A 14323-nucleotide genomic window follows, 5' to 3' on the forward strand; every position below is an offset into this window, starting at 1 on the left:
CTCCGGGAGCTCCAGATTTGGCGTTTTGAGTCTGGAATAATTAGGGTCGACCAGTCATTGACTCATAGGATGATTGGTTTCCCCGGAGGAGGCGGACTGTGAGTCTGCGTACGGCGCAGCGGGCTTCGCTCGTCGACCAGGTGATCGATCAGCTCAAGGAGCAGATCACCTCAGGGTCGTGGCCGATGAACGGCAAGATCCCCACCGAGACGGTGCTCGCCGAGCAGCTCGGAGTGGGGCGCAACACCGTTCGTGAGGCCGTGCGCGCGCTCACGCACGCCGGGCTGCTCGAGTGCCGTCAGGGGGACGGCACTTACGTCCGCGCGACCAGCGAGCTGTCCGGCGCGATGCTCAGGCGGCTCAAGCAGGCCGAGCAGCTCGAGATCCTCGAGGTACGCCGTGCGCTCGAGGTCGAGTCAGCCCGCCTGGCGGCCTCCCGGCGTACCGACGACGACATCAAGCGCATCGAGGCGGCGCTGGCCGAGCGCGAGCGGGCCTGGGAGCTGGACGACCCCGACTTCTTCGTCGAGGCCGACCTGGCCTTCCACATGGCCGTCGCGCACGCCACGCACAACCTGGTGCTGATCGACCTGTACGAGGACTTCTCGGCGGCGCTGCGGGCCAGCATCACCGCCGCCGGGACGTCGTTCAACAAGAGCTACATCCCGCATGACGCCATCGCCCGGGCCATCGCGGCGGGAGACGCGGCGGCGGCCGAGCGGGCCGGGCACGCCTGCATGGAACACATCCTCATCGCCCTGACCGAGTCGTCCTGACCCCCGCTGAAGGCCCCTGAGCGCCCTGTGGGGGCCGGTCCCCCACGCAAGGGAGGCGTGCGGTGCGCAGGAGCGAGCGCAAGCGGGAGGAGCCCGATCTCACGCTGGTCGCCGACCGCCAGAGCGACCTCAGCCCTGACGCAGGGACATGACCAGGTAGCGGAAGGCGGGCTCGGCGTCGCCGGGAACGTCCTGGATGAGGGCGGGCCTGGTCGGCGACTCCATGTTGATGCGGGCCAGCTCGCTCTCGATCCCCGTCAGCCCGTCGAGCAGGAAGTGGGACTGGAAGGCGATCTGGATGTCGTCGCCCCGCAGCTCGCACGGCACCACCTCGGTGCCGCGCCCGATGTCGCCGCCGCCGGCCTGAATGAGCACCTGGCCCTGGCTGAAGGACAGCCGGACCGCCGTGTTGCGCTCGGCCACCAGGGCCACCCGCTTGATCGCGTTCACGAACGGCGCCACCGCCACGTCGGCCCTGATCGACCAGTCGGAGGCCAGCCTGGCGCGGTAGTCGATGAACTGCTCGTCGAGCAGCCGCACGGTGGTGCTGCGCCCGACGCTCTCGAACCCCGCCACCCCGTCGCCCATCGCGACCGACACCTCGCCGCCGCGCAGCGACTTGGCCACCTCGACCAGCACGCGCGCGGGAACCATGGCGGAGACGGCGACGTCGGGGGTGATCGGACGCCAGGCGAAGTCGCGGGCGGCGATGCGGTAGCGGTCGGTCGCCGCCATCGCCACGGACTCGCCCTCGATGTCGACCCTGATGCCGGTGAGCATCGGCAGCGTGTCGTCGCGGCTGGCGGCGGGCGCGACCTGGGCGACCGCGGAGGCGAACACGCCGCCGCCGATCGCTCCGACGCTCGGCGGCATCGTCGGCAGGGTCGGGAAGTCTTCGACCGGCATCGTGATCAGCCCGAACTCGGCGCTCCCGCAGGTCAGCACCGCCTCCTGGCCCTCTGTGACGATCTCGACGTCTTCGGCGGGCAGGCTGCGGCTGATCTCGGCCAGCAGCTTGCCCGGGATCAGCACGCTGCCCGTCTCGGCCACGTCGGCGTCGATGGTGGCGCGCGCGGAGACGTCGTAGTCGAACGCCGACAGGCTCAGCTCCTCACCCGCTTCCAGCAGCAGCCCGGAGAGCACGGGCACCACAGGCCGGCTGGGCAGGACTCGGGCAGCCCACGCCACCGCGTCTGCAAGTACGTCGCGGTTAACCCGGATTTTCACCTGTTACCACTCCTTCGTCGCGCCATGCCTCTATGAAAATAGCCGGTGCGACCGACAACTCTGGGCCGTCAGGACCGATCGCTATCGGCTGTTGAGGTAGGCGAGAACCGCGAGCACGCGGCGGTTGTCGTCGTCGGAGGGGGCCAGGCCGAGCTTGGCGAAGATGCCGGCTGTGTGTTTGGCCACAGCGCTCTCGCTCAGGTAGAGCCGCTGGGAGATCGCCGCGTTGGAGCGTCCCTCGGCCATGGCCTCCAGCACCTCGCGCTCGCGGGGCGTGAGCGCGGCCAGCGGTTCGTTCCTGGCGTTGCTGGCCAGCAGCTTGGCGATGACCTCCGGGTCCATGGCGGTGCCGCCCGCCGCGACCCGGCGTACGGCGTCGACGAACTGCTCGGCGTTGAAGACGCGGTCCTTGAGCAGGTAGCCGATCCCGCCCGAGCCGTCGGCCAGCAGTTCGCGCGCATAAAGCTGCTCGACGTGCTGGGACAGCACGAGGACAGGCAGCCCCGGCACCTGGCGCCTGGCCGCGAGCGCGGCCTGCAGGCCCTCGTCGGTGAACGTGGGCGGCAGCCGCACGTCCACGATCGAGACGTCGGGCCGCAGCTCGATCAGTCCCTTCAGCAGCTCAGGCCCGGACTCCACGGCCCCCACGATCTCGAAGCCGTGGGCCTGGAGCAGGTGGACGAGCCCGTCTCTGAGCAGGTAGAGGTCCTCGGCGATGAGCACGCGGTTGTTCATTAGCACCAGGGTTTGGTCAGGGCGGTCTGGATCGTCCAGCGTTCGTGGGTGTGGATCACGTTGATCCGATGGGCCGTGACGTACATGGCCACGCCGAGCGAGATCATGCCAAAAATCGTCGGCCACTGCCAGACCTCGGGCAGATAGAGGGCAAGGAACCAGGCCTTCTCCTCGAGTCCGGCGAGCTTGAACACCGCCGCCACGAACCCCTGCGGGAACGTCGGGCACCAGGCCGTGCTCCACAGGAGGACGAGTACGGCCGCCTTCCACCGCGGCATGGTGGGCAGGTTGCCCGCCCAGTGCTGGGGCAGAACCCTGGGCAGGTCGATCGTCACGGTCGTGGGGCCGCCGGGAGGGCTGTTCAGGGCGAGCACCCCGTCGAAGGCGGCCAGGCGCCGCTCGATGCCGATCAGGCCGCTGCCCTTGGCCGGGTCGGCGCCGCCCATGCCGTCGTCGGTGACCGTGACGCGCAGGTTGGTGCCATTGGAGCTGATGTCGATCGTGGCGTGGCCGGCGTCGCCGTGCCGCGCGGCGTTGGAGAGCAGTTCGCTGACGGCGAAGTAGACGGCGGCCTCGACCGGCGCCTCGGGCCGGTGCGCCAGGTCGACCTCCACGTCCACCCGCATCGGGCTGTCGATCGCCAGCGCGCGCACGGCGTCGGCCAGCCCGCGTTCGGCCAGGACGGGCGGGTGGATGCCCCTGATGACCCTGCGCAGCTCGGTCAGCGTCTCGGAGGAGGCGTCCCTGGCCTTGGCCAGCAGTGCCTTGGCCGCCGTGGGGTCCTGGTCGACGAGCTGCTCGACCGCGCCCAGCGTCATGCCGATGGCCACGAGCCTGGCCTGGGTGCCGTCGTGCAGGTCACGCTCGATCCTGCGCATCTCGGCCGCCTGGGAGTCGGCGGCCAGGTTCCTGGTGCGCCGCAGGTGGCTCACCTGGCCGGCCAGGCGGCTGGCCTTGGTCGAGCCCAGCAGGAGCTCGCTCCAGAGGGCGTACAGGCGCAGGCCGCGCGCGGGCAGCAGGACGAACAGCGGCAGCAGCCCCGCCTTCACCGCCGGGTCGAGCACCAGCCAGAGCGAGTCGCGCCAGGTCGCCGGGTCGGTGAGCAGCCATCTCCACCGGTCGTTCCACGCCGGGAACCTCGGGGTCCTGTAGAGAGTGCGGTTCGAGCGGTACATGCCGTCGGCCTGCGGAACAGGCGGGGGCGGTTTGGGCAGGTAGGGGCTCTCGATGTCGATGTCGGTCCACCTGCGCATCAAGCGCCGGTTGAGCTCGGCCAGCGACCTTACGAGCTGCGCCTGCGGCGGGAAGAGGAAGACCAGACCCAGAGCGAACGACAGCAGCAGCGCGAGCGCCGCGAGCGCGAGCGCGGGCACCTCGACGACGAGCAGCGCGAGCAGCGCCGACACCTGGCCAAGCCTTCTGAGCATGCCTTCAGTTTGCGGCAACGGAACCCTCGCGGTCACTGCACCTAGATACACCCTTGCCGGGCAGCTAACGCGATTCCCCTACAAACCACGCGTTTCTAGCGTTTAACGCATGAAACTCATCGAGGTCAGGAACCTGCGCAAGCAGTACCCGAACCACCTGGCGGTCGACGATGTGTCCTTCGAGGTGGCAGAAGGCGAGATCTTCGGCATCCTCGGCCCGAACGGCGCCGGCAAGACCACCACCGTCGAATGCATCGCGGGCCTGCGGGCGCGCGACGGCGGCACCGTACGCGTGGCCGGACTGGACCCGAACCAGGACCGGGACGAACTGCGCCAGGTGCTGGGCATGCAACTGCAGAGCGCGGCGCTGCCGGAGAAGATCAAGGTGTGGGAGGCCATGGACCTCTACGCCTCCTTCTACCCGGACCCGGCGAACTGGTCGGAACTGCTCGACCGGGTCGGACTGACCGGCAAGCGCGACAGCGCGTTCAAGAAGCTCTCGGGCGGGCAGCGCCAGCGGTTGTCCGTGGCGCTGGCCCTGGTCGGCCGGCCACGTGTCGCGGTGCTCGACGAGCTGACGACCGGGCTCGACCCGCAGGCCCGCAGGGACACCTGGGAGCTGGTCCAGCAGGTGCGCGATTCGGGCGTGACGATCGTGCTCGTCACGCACTTCATGGAGGAGGCCGAGCGGCTCTGCGACAGGCTCGCGCTCATCGACGCGGGCAGGGTCGTCGCCACCGACACGCCCTCCGGGCTCATCGCGCAGGTGGGTGAGGAGCAGCGGGTGCGGTTCAGGCCGTCGGCGCCCGTCGCGGACGAGGTGCTGCTCGCCGTCCCCGAGGTAAGCCAGGTCGCAAGGAGCGGCGACCAGGTCGTCGTCACCGGCTCGGGCAACCTCGCCCCCGCCGTGACCCTCGCCCTCGCCCGGCACCAGATCGTTCCAGGAGACCTGCGGATCGAGCGGGCCACGCTGGACGACGCGTTCCTCGCGCTCACCGGAAGGAAACTGGCATGAAGCTGCTCGTTCTGGAGGCCAAGCTGCACCTGCGGGAGTGGCCGCAGCTGCTGTTCACCATCGGTCTGCCGGTCGCCCTGCTGGTCGTGCTGGGGCTCAGCATCCCGGGCATGACCGAGCTGGGCGAGTCAGGCGAAAGGGCCGTGGACACGCAGTTGCCCAGCATCATGCTGCTCCTCTCGCTGCTGATCACGGCGTGCACCGTGGTGCCCGGGGTGCTCGCCGCCTACCGCGAGCAGGGGGTACTGCGGCGCATGTCCACCACACCGGTGCATCCCGTGCGGGTGCTGGGCGCACAGCTCCTGATCAACCTGGCCGGCGGTGTCGTGTCCACGGCGATCCTGATCGTGGCGAGCTCGCTGGCATTCGGGACGGCGGTGCCGCGGCAGTGGGCGTGGTTCGTCGTGGTCTTCCTGCTCGGCTCGGCCGCGTTGATGGCCATGGGGCTGGTGATCGCCGCCGTCGCGCCCAACGCCAAGACCGCGCCGGGGATCGGGTCGGTGGTCATGATGCCGCTCATGCTCCTCGGCGGGGTCTGGATCCCTCGGGAGCTCATGCCGGACGCGCTCAGGACGGTCAGCGACTACTCGGTGGCGGGGCCGCTCGCGCAGGCGCTGAGGGACACCTGGGCGGGACAGGCCCCGCAGCCTGTCCACCTGCTCGTCGTCGCCGCAGGGCTGGTGATCTTCGGCGGGCTGGCCGTGCGCCTGTTCCGGTGGGAGTGAGGTCAGCGCCCGGCCCAGACCGGGCGCGCGCCGGTGACGTTGGTCATCAGGGAGTAGAGCGAGGAGGAGGCCGTGATGAACATGCGGTTGCGCTTGAGCCCGCCGAAGACCAGGTTGGCCACGGACTCGGGCAGTTTGAGCCGGCCGATCAGCGTGCCGTCGGGGTCGAAGCAGAGCACGGCCTTGCCCGCCGCGGCCCAGACGCGGCCGGTGTCGTCGAGCCGCATGCCGTCGAACTTGTCCTGGTCTGTGCCCTCGGCGAAGACCTTTCCGCCGCTCAGCGTGCCGTCCCCGCGCACGTCGAACACCCTCAGGTGCTTCGCCCGCGTGTCGGCCACGTACAGGCGGCTCTCGTCCAGCGAGAACGCCAGGCCGTTGGGCCGCGCGAAGTCGTCGGCCACGATCCGCACCTCGCCCGTCACCGGGTCGACGCGGTAGACGTGGCAGCCGTCGATCTCCTGCTCGGCGGCGACGCCCTCGTAGTTGCCGATGATCCCGTACGGCGGGTCGGTGAACCAGACGGAGCCGTCCGAGCGGACGACCACGTCGTTGGGGCTGTTGAGCCGCTTGCCCTCCCAGCGGTCGGCGATCACCGTGATCGAGCCGTCGTGCTCGGTGCGGGTGACGCGGCGGGCGCCCTGCTCGCAGGAGATCAGCCGGCCCTCGCGGTCGAGGGTGTTGCCGTTGACGTAGCCGGAGGGCACGCGGAACGGGCCCACCGCGCCGGTCATCTCGTCCCAGCGCAACATCCGCTCGTTGGGGATGTCGCTCCAGACCAGGAACCGGCCCGCGGGGAAGTAGACCGGGCCCTCGGCCCAGCGGGTGCCCGTGTAGAGCCGCTCGACCAGGCCGTCTCCGCCGACCGTGGTGAACCGCTCGTCCAAGGCCTCGAACTCAGAGGGGATCGTGTCCATCATGCCGTCCACCATACGCCGTTCGGTCTATCCGGCATATCGCAAGATAACATTTGGCCGTGGACGATATCGACAGGACACTCATCAGTCTGCTCCAGGAGGACGCGACGCGGTCGTACGCGGTGCTCGGTCAGGCGGTGGGGCTGTCCGGCGGGGCCGCGCACGAGCGGGTGCGCAAGCTGCGCGAACGCGGCGTGATCAGGCGCACCACGATCGAGGTGGACCAGGAGGCGCTCGGGCGCACGGTGACGGCGTACGTGCTGGTCGACGGCAGCACGTGGATGGGCGACAGCGCCGACCGGCTGGCGGCGATCCCCGAGATCGAGGAGGCGCACGTCATCGCGGGCCCCGCGTCCGTGCTGCTCAAGGTCCGCACGAGCAGCACACAACAGTTGCAGGACGTGCTGCGCCGGGTCTTCTCGGTGGACGGCGTGACCGGGACCCAGACCGTCGTCGTCCTCGAAACCTTCTTCGAACGCACCCTCAAGTAATCTCTAGGTATGACCGTCGCGTGGAACACCAAGGAGCTCACAGTCGGCCAGCTCGCAGAACGCAGCGGCGTCGCCGTCTCCGCTCTGCACTTCTACGAGGCCAAGGGCCTGATCACCAGCCGGCGGACGGCCGGGAACCAGCGCCGCTACCCCCGTGACAGCCTGCGCAGGGTGGCCTTCATCAGGCTGGCGCAGCGCATCGGCATCCCCCTGAAAACGATCAAGGATGCCCTGGCCGAGCTGCCCGACGAGCGCACCCCCAACCGCGAGGACTGGGCCCATCTGTCGGCCGCCTGGCGGGGTGAGCTCGACGACCGCATCGAGCAGCTCCAGCGGCTGCGCGACGACCTCACCGACTGCATCGGGTGCGGGTGCCTGTCGCTGGATCGCTGCCCGGTGGCCAACCCGCACGACCGGCTCGGGGAGGAGGGGCCGGGGGCGCGGCGCATCGACACGCATCTGTCACCGCCGCAAACCTGCCGCCTCACCCCTTCGGCGACCTGCTAGCCCCCGGGGCTTCTTCGGCTGCGCGGGCCTTCATCCGGGGAGGGCGGACGTGCCCTCCCCGGGCGAGCTCTCAGCGGGACGTGGCCTTCACCGGGGGGACGATGAGGGTCGGGCGGTTGGCGTGGTGCAGCACGTGGTTGGAGACGCTGCCGAGCAGCACCGACCTGACCCCGGCCAGACCACGCGACCCCGTGACGATCAACGAAGCGTCGACCTCGTCGGCCACGTCCACGATCGTCTTCCAGATCGACTCGTTGTCGGCCACCGCCCGATAGCTCACCTCGGACAACCCGGCCGCCATCGCCAGCTCCGCCCCCTCCCTGGCATGCTGCTCGGCCTGGGCGTGGGCCTCGTCCTCGGTGCCGGGGTCGATCGCGCCTGCGGCCAGCGGATACTTCCTGAGCTGCACGAGCAGCGGCTCCCACACCGTGACGACGAGCGTGGGCTGAGCGGCGAGATGCTTGGCGGCGAACTCGATCGCGCCGCGCGAGTCCGCCGAGCCGTCATAGGCGACGAGGATGGTCATGATGTTCTTCCCTTCGCTCATTCATCCGCTAGAGCAACGGGACGATCAGCAGCCATTCCGGCAGCTGCTGTCTGCTCCGTCACATCCCCTTCCGACGACTGTCGGACCGTTGATGTACGGTCCACGAACGACCGGGCGCCGATCGTCGCCGCGCCGTCATATGAACCCATTGCCTGCAGAGACGAGGGGCCGTGCACACAGAGCGCTTGGAGATCGAGCGGCAGCATTTCACGGACACGAATGTCATCGGTTCTGGCCGCACGATCGGGCCTGCCCGGCTGGATCGATGCGAGTTCGTTTACTGCCGGATCGTCCAGGACGACGATCCCGGTTACGGCCTGGTGGTTCGTGACGTCGTCGCCAGCCGATGCGCGCTGCGGGGAAGCGTCGTGCGCGGGGTGCGCTTCGAGGACGTGCTGGTGGATCGGACCACCACCACGGGAATGATCCATTTGGAAGCGTGCTTGTTCCGCCACGTGACCTTACGTGGCCCGGTGAACTCCATGATGACGATACCTCCCTCCATCGTGCCCGCCGAGCTGCGCGACGCCTTCACCGCCAACGCCGTCGCCTTCTACCGTGACGTCGACTGGGCGCTGGACATCTCGGAGGCCAAGTTCACGGAGGCGAGCTTCTACTGGGTGCCCGGCGAGCTGGTGAAGAGAGATCCGGCCACGCAGTTCCTGCTGCGGAGATCGTCATTCGAAGGTGTCGATCTTTCGACCCTGCCCATTGGGGCGCGGATCGCCATTGACCACTTCAGGTACACACCATTTGACAACATTGTCGCCGTCGCACCGACACGGTCCAAGCACGCCGCAGAACGCCTCGACGAGCTCGAAGAGCTTCGACGCCGCGGGCTGGCCGAGTGATGCAGGGTCCGTAAATCTTGTTACCGGGGTGTTCGGCCGGTGAGAAGATCGGGGGTGCTCCGAATAGCGAAAGCAGTGCTCGCAAGATTGCCGGAACCGCTGCACGCACTTGCGCTGAAGCACCATGAACTGCTGAAGTTCGCGGTGGTCGGTGGAACAGCGTTCTTAGTGGACAACACGGTGTTCTATGGGCTGAAGCTCACCGTTTTGGAACCGAAGCCGGTGACCGCGAAGATCATCGCGGTGCTCGTGGCGACGATCGTGTCCTACGTGTTGAACCGCGAATGGTCGTTCCGGACCAGGGGCGGCCGCGAGCGCCGTCACGAGGCGGCGCTGTTCTTCCTGGTCAGTGGCGTCGGTCTGGTGCTCAGCTCCGCGCCGCTGTGGATCTCCCGGTACGTATTTCACCTGGAGACCCCGGATGTGAGCCTGGCGACCCAGGAGATCGCCGACTTCATGAGCGCGCAGATCATCGGCACGCTGATCGCCATGGTCTTCCGCTTCTGGGCGCTCCGGAAGTGGGTCTTCCCCGACGAGAAGGCCCAGTCCGGCAGCGTGCGGCTGGCTCCCGCTCCCGATTCCGCGGACGAGGCGGCTTGATGGCAGCCAGTCCAGAAGCCGTTTCGGCGGCTGAGGCTTCAGGGGTTGCGCGGCTCGTAGACGCCGGCCGTGTAGGAGCCGCCCGGGTACTGGGCGGCCAGCCTGTCCGCGACCTTGCGATCCATCAGCCCGAAGGCCGTGTACTTACCCTCGCAGGTGGGCTCGAAGTCACAGTCAGGACCTTCGACCGCATTGACGGGAACGTCTGGCGCGAACACCCAGTACTCCACCGTCTGCGGCTTGCTCATCCACTCCTTCGCGCCCGTGATCCGGGTCTCCACCACCGGAGGATTGTCACACTTCTTGAACCCGCTCGACGTCGCCCCGCCGGACTCCGCGCGGAAGAAGTACATGCTGCCAGGCACAGCGCATTTCACCCAGATGCCCACGGTGGCACTTCTGGGCTGGTACGTCAGCGCGGTCGAAGGCGACCGGCCCGGCTGCTCGGCGACGAGGGCAAGATTGTGCTCCCCGACCCGCACGGTCTGCGGCAACCCCGTCCCCCCGTTGGCCGCGGGCGCCGGTGCGGGCACGGCCGTGGTCGTCGCCGCCGGAATCATCAACAGGGCCGCCGCCAGTGCGGCCCCCGCCGCCCCGAGGCCGATCCCGGCCCTGCGCGCCCGGATCCGCCTGCCCCGCCGCGCGAAGGCGGCCGGATCGAGCCGCCCGCCCGGTCCCTGCTCGCTGCGCTCGGCGAGCAGCGTGTGTAGGTCACGCTCGCTGTAGGTCATCGTCCCGCTCCCGTGGTCTGGATCTCCGAATTCACGCGCAGTCGTGCCAGCGCCCGGCTGAGTTGCGTCTTCACTGTTCCGAGGGAGCAGCCGAGGGCGTCGGCGCATTGCTGCAGGGTCAGCTCGTCGAAGTAGTGCAGGACGACCACCGCCCGTTGGCGCTTGGACAGCGCTCTGATCGCCGTCCACAACACGTCGCGCTCGTCGGCGTCGCTCGCGAAGTCCGACGGATCGGCCCTGTCCGGCAGCTGCCGGTGCGGCAGCTCGTTCTGCCAGCGCCTGCGCCACCAGGAGGCGTGGGTGTTGGCGAGGATCCGGTAGACGTACGGGTCGGGGTTCCCCTCGATCCGCGACCAGGCCATCCAGGCTTTGGTCAGAGCCGTCTGCACCAGATCTTCGGCCGTCGCCCAGTTGCCGGCCAGCAAATACGCTGTACGACGTAGCCGCTCACCGCGCTGCGCCACGTATTCGGCGAACCCGTCGTCCATGTTCCTTGGTCTCCGTCCTCGATGCTCCGCGGATCTATACCGGCCGGCACCGGGGTTTCGGATGACACCGTCTCCGGATTTTTCTCGCCGTGACGAGAAGCACGGAGTGGGACCCCAACATGGCGACATCGAAACGCGGACCCCACAGAACGGGTCAGTGTTGGGCCATGTCGACGAACCGGCTGTAGTGGCCCTGGAAGGCCACCGTCACCGTGGCGGTGGGGCCGTTACGGTGCTTGGCCACGATCAGGTCGGCCTCGCCCGCCCTGGGCGACTCACGCTCGTAGGCGTCCTCGCGGTGCAGCAGGATGACCATGTCGGCGTCCTGCTCGATGGAGTTGTGCAGGCTGATGCCGTTGGCGACGAAGTTGTGCGTGCCCAGCACGGTCGCGTCGTAGACCGGCTGCTCGCCCATGGGCTCGACGGCGGCGATCTCGTCCCAGAACACGTCGTTGGTCGCCAGCAGCTCCATCTCGGAGTCGTCGAGGACGGCGGCCATCCGGCCCAAGCGTGCGTCCTCGCGCCGGATCTCGGCGCGGAGCGCCGTCCTGACCCGTGAGGGGATCGGGTCGGGACCGGTGTCGCCGGTGAGCTCGCGAAGGCGCGCCGCGCACTCCCGTGCCGCCTCCTCATGGCAGGCGTGGACGCCGACGTCGTCGAGGAAGCGCACCTGGTCTTCGGCGCTGGTGACGTCGAGCAGGTACGTGTCGTCGCGGCGCTCCACCCGTGTCATCACGTTGAAGCGGAGCAGGAGCCTGGCCAGGTCGTCCACCACCCGCCGGCTCGCGGACCAATAGGACAGGTGTGCGCGGCCGTCCCATTCGACGCGGCCGCCCGTCGCCCACAGGTGCCGCAGGAAGAGCGCGATCTGCCGCTTGGGCAGCGAGGACAGGCCCTCCGGCAGGGACGCGTCGCCGCTGCCTGCCGCCCGGACGAGTTCGTCCTCGTCGCAGGGCGCGAGGCCGAGCGGCGCCGGCACGTGCCGTAGCACGGCGACCCTCGTGCCCGCCGCCAGGTCGCCGAGCGCCCGCCAGCCGTCGTAGGTGAGGAAGGGGTGGTTCGCGGTGGCCTCGACCTCGCGGCCCGAGCGCAGCCGTACGCGATAGACCTGCTTCACGCCGCTGGGGAAGACGTGGGTCATCGTGCGCGGGACGAGTTTGAGGCGTTCGTCCAGCGACCAGACGGGGATGTCGCGCGCGCCCGACTCCAGCAGCTCGCCCAGGGAGACCTCCGCCCCCGTGTCGGCCCGCATGACGCGGGTGGCCGCCGTCAGGCAGCCCGACTCACGCAGGTCGCTCACCGCGGGACGCTTGTCTGTACGCTGCTCGGGACCTCGGTTGAGCTGGGAGATCGCGATGACGGGCACCTCCAGCTCCTTGGCCAGGAGCTTGATGGCACGGGAGATCTCCGAGACCTCGTTCTGGCGGCTCTCGGTCTTCTTCGGCGAGCTCATGAGCTGGAGGTAGTCGATGACCACGAACCGCAGGTCGTTGCGCTGCTTGAGCCGCCGGCACTTGGCCCTGATCTCCATCATCGACATGTTGGGCGAGTCGTCGATGAACAGCGGCGCCTCGGCCACCTCGCTCATCCGTCGCGCCAGGCGGGTCCAGTCGTCGTCGGTCATAAGGCCCGAACGCATGGCGTGCAGCGCGACCCTGGCCTCGGCCGACAGCAGACGCATGGTGATCTCGTTGCGGGACATCTCCAGCGAGAAGATGACCGTGGTCATGCCATGCTTGATCGCCGCGGAACGGGCGAAGTCAAGCCCCAGCGTGCTGTTGTGGGTGGGGACGCAGGACCTGCTCGCGAGGTACATGTGGTCGTCGTTGTCGACCTGGACACAGCGCACCGGACGCGAAGGAATCGGGCGGACGTCCACAATCTGGCGAACTTCGGTGGTAAAGTTGATCATGTAATGGGTGGAGGAGTCTGCCTCGGCCCGCATGACGGCCTGATGCCCAAGGCTCAGCACAAGCTCCATGACCTCCTGGGCCAGCCTGCGGCCCTCCACCGCCAAACACCCGTTTCCGCCCGCCGTGGTGGTTGCCTGGGCATCGAGCAGGCCCCGCAGCAGCTCACGCCTCTGCCGCTCCGACGCCCGCAGGTAGGGCATCGGGATGTGCCTGTCGTCCGGACCCTCTGGCCGCACGCCCGTGCCACGGCTGTCTCCGAGCCGGGCGCCGAGCGCGTACGGCGGCACCGGCAACTCCCGCTCGTCGAACACGAACGGCTCCGCCACCTCCACCGCGTGACCCTTCGCGAGTTTCTCGGTGGTGAGCACGCGCCGCCGATCGGACACACCCTGGGCCGCGGTGCGCCACTGGTGCTGGGCGTCCGCGACGACGACCGTGCCGTCGTCGAACTCCACCTCGAAGCACGGCCGGCCGTGCAGCACCTCGGTGGCCGCCACCACCCGGGTCGGCCTGCCGTCGGCCCCGATCAGCTCGTCGCCGACCTGGACCTGCCCCATCGTCGTCCACCCGGCGGGCGTGGGCAGCGGCGTGTCGAGCGCCAGCGCCTTGCCGATGGCGGGACGGGCGGCCACGACGATCATCTGACCCGGGTGGAGGCCGTTGGTGAGCGTGTCGAGGTCCTGGAAGCCGGTGGGGACGCCGACCATCTGGCCGCTGCGGCTGCCGATGGCCTCGAGCTCGTCGAGGGCGCCGGGCATGATGTCGGCCAGCGGCGCGTAGTCTTCTGACGTGCGGCGCTCGGTGACCTTGTAGATCTCGGCCTGGGCGCGGTCGACGAGGTCGTCGACCTCTTCGTTCTGCCCGCCGTAGCCGTAGGAGACGATGCGGGTGCCGGCCTCGATGAGGCGGCGCAGGATGGCCTGCTCTCTGACGATCTTGGCGTAGTAGCCGGCGTTGGCGGCCGTGGGGACGACGGCCGTGAGCGTGTGGAGGTAGGCCGCGCCACCCACCCTGGCCATCTCGCCGCGCTTTTGCAGCTCGTCGAAGACCGTCACCGCGTCGGCGGGTTCGCCCCTGCCGTAGAGGTCGGTGATGACGTCGTAGACCATCTGGTGGGCCGGGCGGTAGAAGTCGTCGGAGCGCAGGATCTCCACGACGTCGGCGATGGCGTCCTTGGACAGGATCATGCCGCCGAGCACCGACTGCTCGGCGTCGATGTTGTGCGGCGGTGTGCGCTCGAAACCGGGGCCCGCGCCCATCTCCTCGTCAATGCTCACCGCGCCCCCTCGAACAGCCAGGCGGTCGCACCACCCCCACTTGTAGTCGACCAGGCTGACAGTTTCGCGGAGTCCGGGTCCGACGGCAACGCGGCCTGT

15 protein-coding genes are annotated in these 14323 nt (G+C 69.0%); 7 read left to right on the forward strand and 8 right to left on the reverse strand.

The genetic code is table 11. The features are described from left to right. The first annotated feature begins 98 nt into the window (after positions 1 to 98). Positions 99 to 776, forward strand: coding sequence for a FadR/GntR family transcriptional regulator (locus ACFOY2_RS36895; RefSeq protein ID WP_379532750.1), 678 nt, complete (start codon positions 99 to 101; stop codon positions 774 to 776). A 129-nt stretch (positions 777 to 905) separates the two neighbouring features. On the opposite strand, the gene dnaN is transcribed toward ACFOY2_RS36895, so the two are convergent. The 3 genes from dnaN to ACFOY2_RS36910 form a co-directional block, all read right to left on the reverse strand. Then, positions 906 to 2003: a DNA polymerase III subunit beta gene (gene dnaN / locus ACFOY2_RS36900; RefSeq protein ID WP_379532751.1), complete on the reverse strand. Its 1098-nt coding sequence runs from the start codon at positions 2001 to 2003 to the stop codon at positions 906 to 908. A gap of 81 nt (positions 2004 to 2084) precedes the next feature. After that, the gene (locus tag ACFOY2_RS36905; RefSeq protein WP_379532752.1) at positions 2085 to 2738 is read right to left on the reverse strand and encodes a response regulator; all 654 of its coding nucleotides are present in this window, start codon (positions 2736 to 2738) and stop codon (positions 2085 to 2087) included. Continuing rightward, complete coding sequence (locus ACFOY2_RS36910; protein ID WP_379532753.1) at positions 2738 to 4165, reverse strand: sensor histidine kinase; 1428 nt, start codon at positions 4163 to 4165, stop codon at positions 2738 to 2740. The genes ACFOY2_RS36905 and ACFOY2_RS36910 overlap by 1 nt, the downstream gene beginning before the upstream one ends. A gap of 109 nt (positions 4166 to 4274) precedes the next feature. Here ACFOY2_RS36910 and ACFOY2_RS36915 point away from each other — a divergent pair, with 109 nt between their 5' ends. Both ACFOY2_RS36915 and ACFOY2_RS36920 read left to right on the forward strand, forming a co-directional pair. Next, the gene (locus ACFOY2_RS36915; protein ID WP_379532754.1) at positions 4275 to 5180 is read left to right on the forward strand and encodes an ABC transporter ATP-binding protein; all 906 of its coding nucleotides are present in this window, start codon (positions 4275 to 4277) and stop codon (positions 5178 to 5180) included. Continuing rightward, entirely contained in the window at positions 5177 to 5905 is a 729-nt protein-coding gene (locus ACFOY2_RS36920; protein WP_379532755.1) for an ABC transporter permease, read from the forward strand. Before ACFOY2_RS36915 ends, ACFOY2_RS36920 begins: the two co-directional genes overlap by 4 nt. 2 nt (positions 5906 to 5907) lie before the next feature. Here ACFOY2_RS36920 and ACFOY2_RS36925 read toward each other — a convergent pair whose 3' ends face one another. Continuing rightward, positions 5908 to 6822 (reverse strand): SMP-30/gluconolactonase/LRE family protein, encoded by a 915-nt coding sequence (locus ACFOY2_RS36925; RefSeq protein WP_379532756.1) that lies wholly within the window; start codon positions 6820 to 6822, stop codon positions 5908 to 5910. 56 nt (positions 6823 to 6878) lie between these two features. Here ACFOY2_RS36925 and ACFOY2_RS36930 point away from each other — a divergent pair, with 56 nt between their 5' ends. Together ACFOY2_RS36930 and soxR are read left to right on the forward strand one after the other, a co-directional pair. Continuing rightward, positions 6879 to 7310 (forward strand): Lrp/AsnC family transcriptional regulator, encoded by a 432-nt coding sequence (locus ACFOY2_RS36930; RefSeq protein WP_379532757.1) that lies wholly within the window; start codon positions 6879 to 6881, stop codon positions 7308 to 7310. 9 nt (positions 7311 to 7319) lie between these two features. Further along, on the forward strand, positions 7320 to 7817 hold the full coding sequence (soxR, locus tag ACFOY2_RS36935) for a redox-sensitive transcriptional activator SoxR (RefSeq protein ID WP_379532758.1): 498 nt from the start codon (positions 7320 to 7322) through the stop codon (positions 7815 to 7817). Positions 7818 to 7887: 70 nt separating this feature from the next. Here the strand turns inward: soxR and ACFOY2_RS36940 are convergent, their stop codons facing one another. Further along, positions 7888 to 8343, reverse strand: a complete 456-nt coding sequence (locus ACFOY2_RS36940; protein ID WP_379532759.1) for a universal stress protein — start codon at positions 8341 to 8343, stop codon at positions 7888 to 7890. Positions 8344 to 8549: 206 nt separating this feature from the next. Here ACFOY2_RS36940 and ACFOY2_RS36945 point away from each other — a divergent pair, with 206 nt between their 5' ends. Together ACFOY2_RS36945 and ACFOY2_RS36950 are read left to right on the forward strand one after the other, a co-directional pair. Next, a complete protein-coding gene (locus tag ACFOY2_RS36945; protein WP_379532760.1) occupies positions 8550 to 9215 on the forward strand; it encodes a hypothetical protein in 666 nt (221 codons plus the stop codon). An 87-nt stretch (positions 9216 to 9302) separates the two neighbouring features. Further along, on the forward strand, positions 9303 to 9815 hold the full coding sequence (locus ACFOY2_RS36950) for a GtrA family protein (RefSeq protein WP_379532761.1): 513 nt from the start codon (positions 9303 to 9305) through the stop codon (positions 9813 to 9815). Positions 9816 to 9853: 38 nt separating this feature from the next. Here the strand turns inward: ACFOY2_RS36950 and ACFOY2_RS36955 are convergent, their stop codons facing one another. The 3 genes from ACFOY2_RS36955 to dnaB all read right to left on the reverse strand — a co-directional run bounded on the left by ACFOY2_RS36955 (position 9854) and on the right by dnaB (position 14206). Further along, on the reverse strand, positions 9854 to 10546 hold the full coding sequence (locus ACFOY2_RS36955; protein ID WP_379532762.1) for a hypothetical protein: 693 nt from the start codon (positions 10544 to 10546) through the stop codon (positions 9854 to 9856). Next, entirely contained in the window at positions 10543 to 11034 is a 492-nt protein-coding gene (locus ACFOY2_RS36960; RefSeq protein WP_379532763.1) for a SigE family RNA polymerase sigma factor, read from the reverse strand. Before ACFOY2_RS36960 ends, ACFOY2_RS36955 begins: the two co-directional genes overlap by 4 nt. Positions 11035 to 11188: 154 nt before the next feature. Further along, complete coding sequence (gene dnaB, locus ACFOY2_RS36965) at positions 11189 to 14206, reverse strand: replicative DNA helicase (RefSeq protein ID WP_379532875.1); 3018 nt, start codon at positions 14204 to 14206, stop codon at positions 11189 to 11191. Between the last annotated feature and the right edge of the window lie 117 nt (positions 14207 to 14323).

Source organism: Nonomuraea purpurea, assembly GCF_042650645.1.
Classification (GTDB): domain Bacteria; phylum Actinomycetota; class Actinomycetes; order Streptosporangiales; family Streptosporangiaceae; genus Nonomuraea; species Nonomuraea purpurea.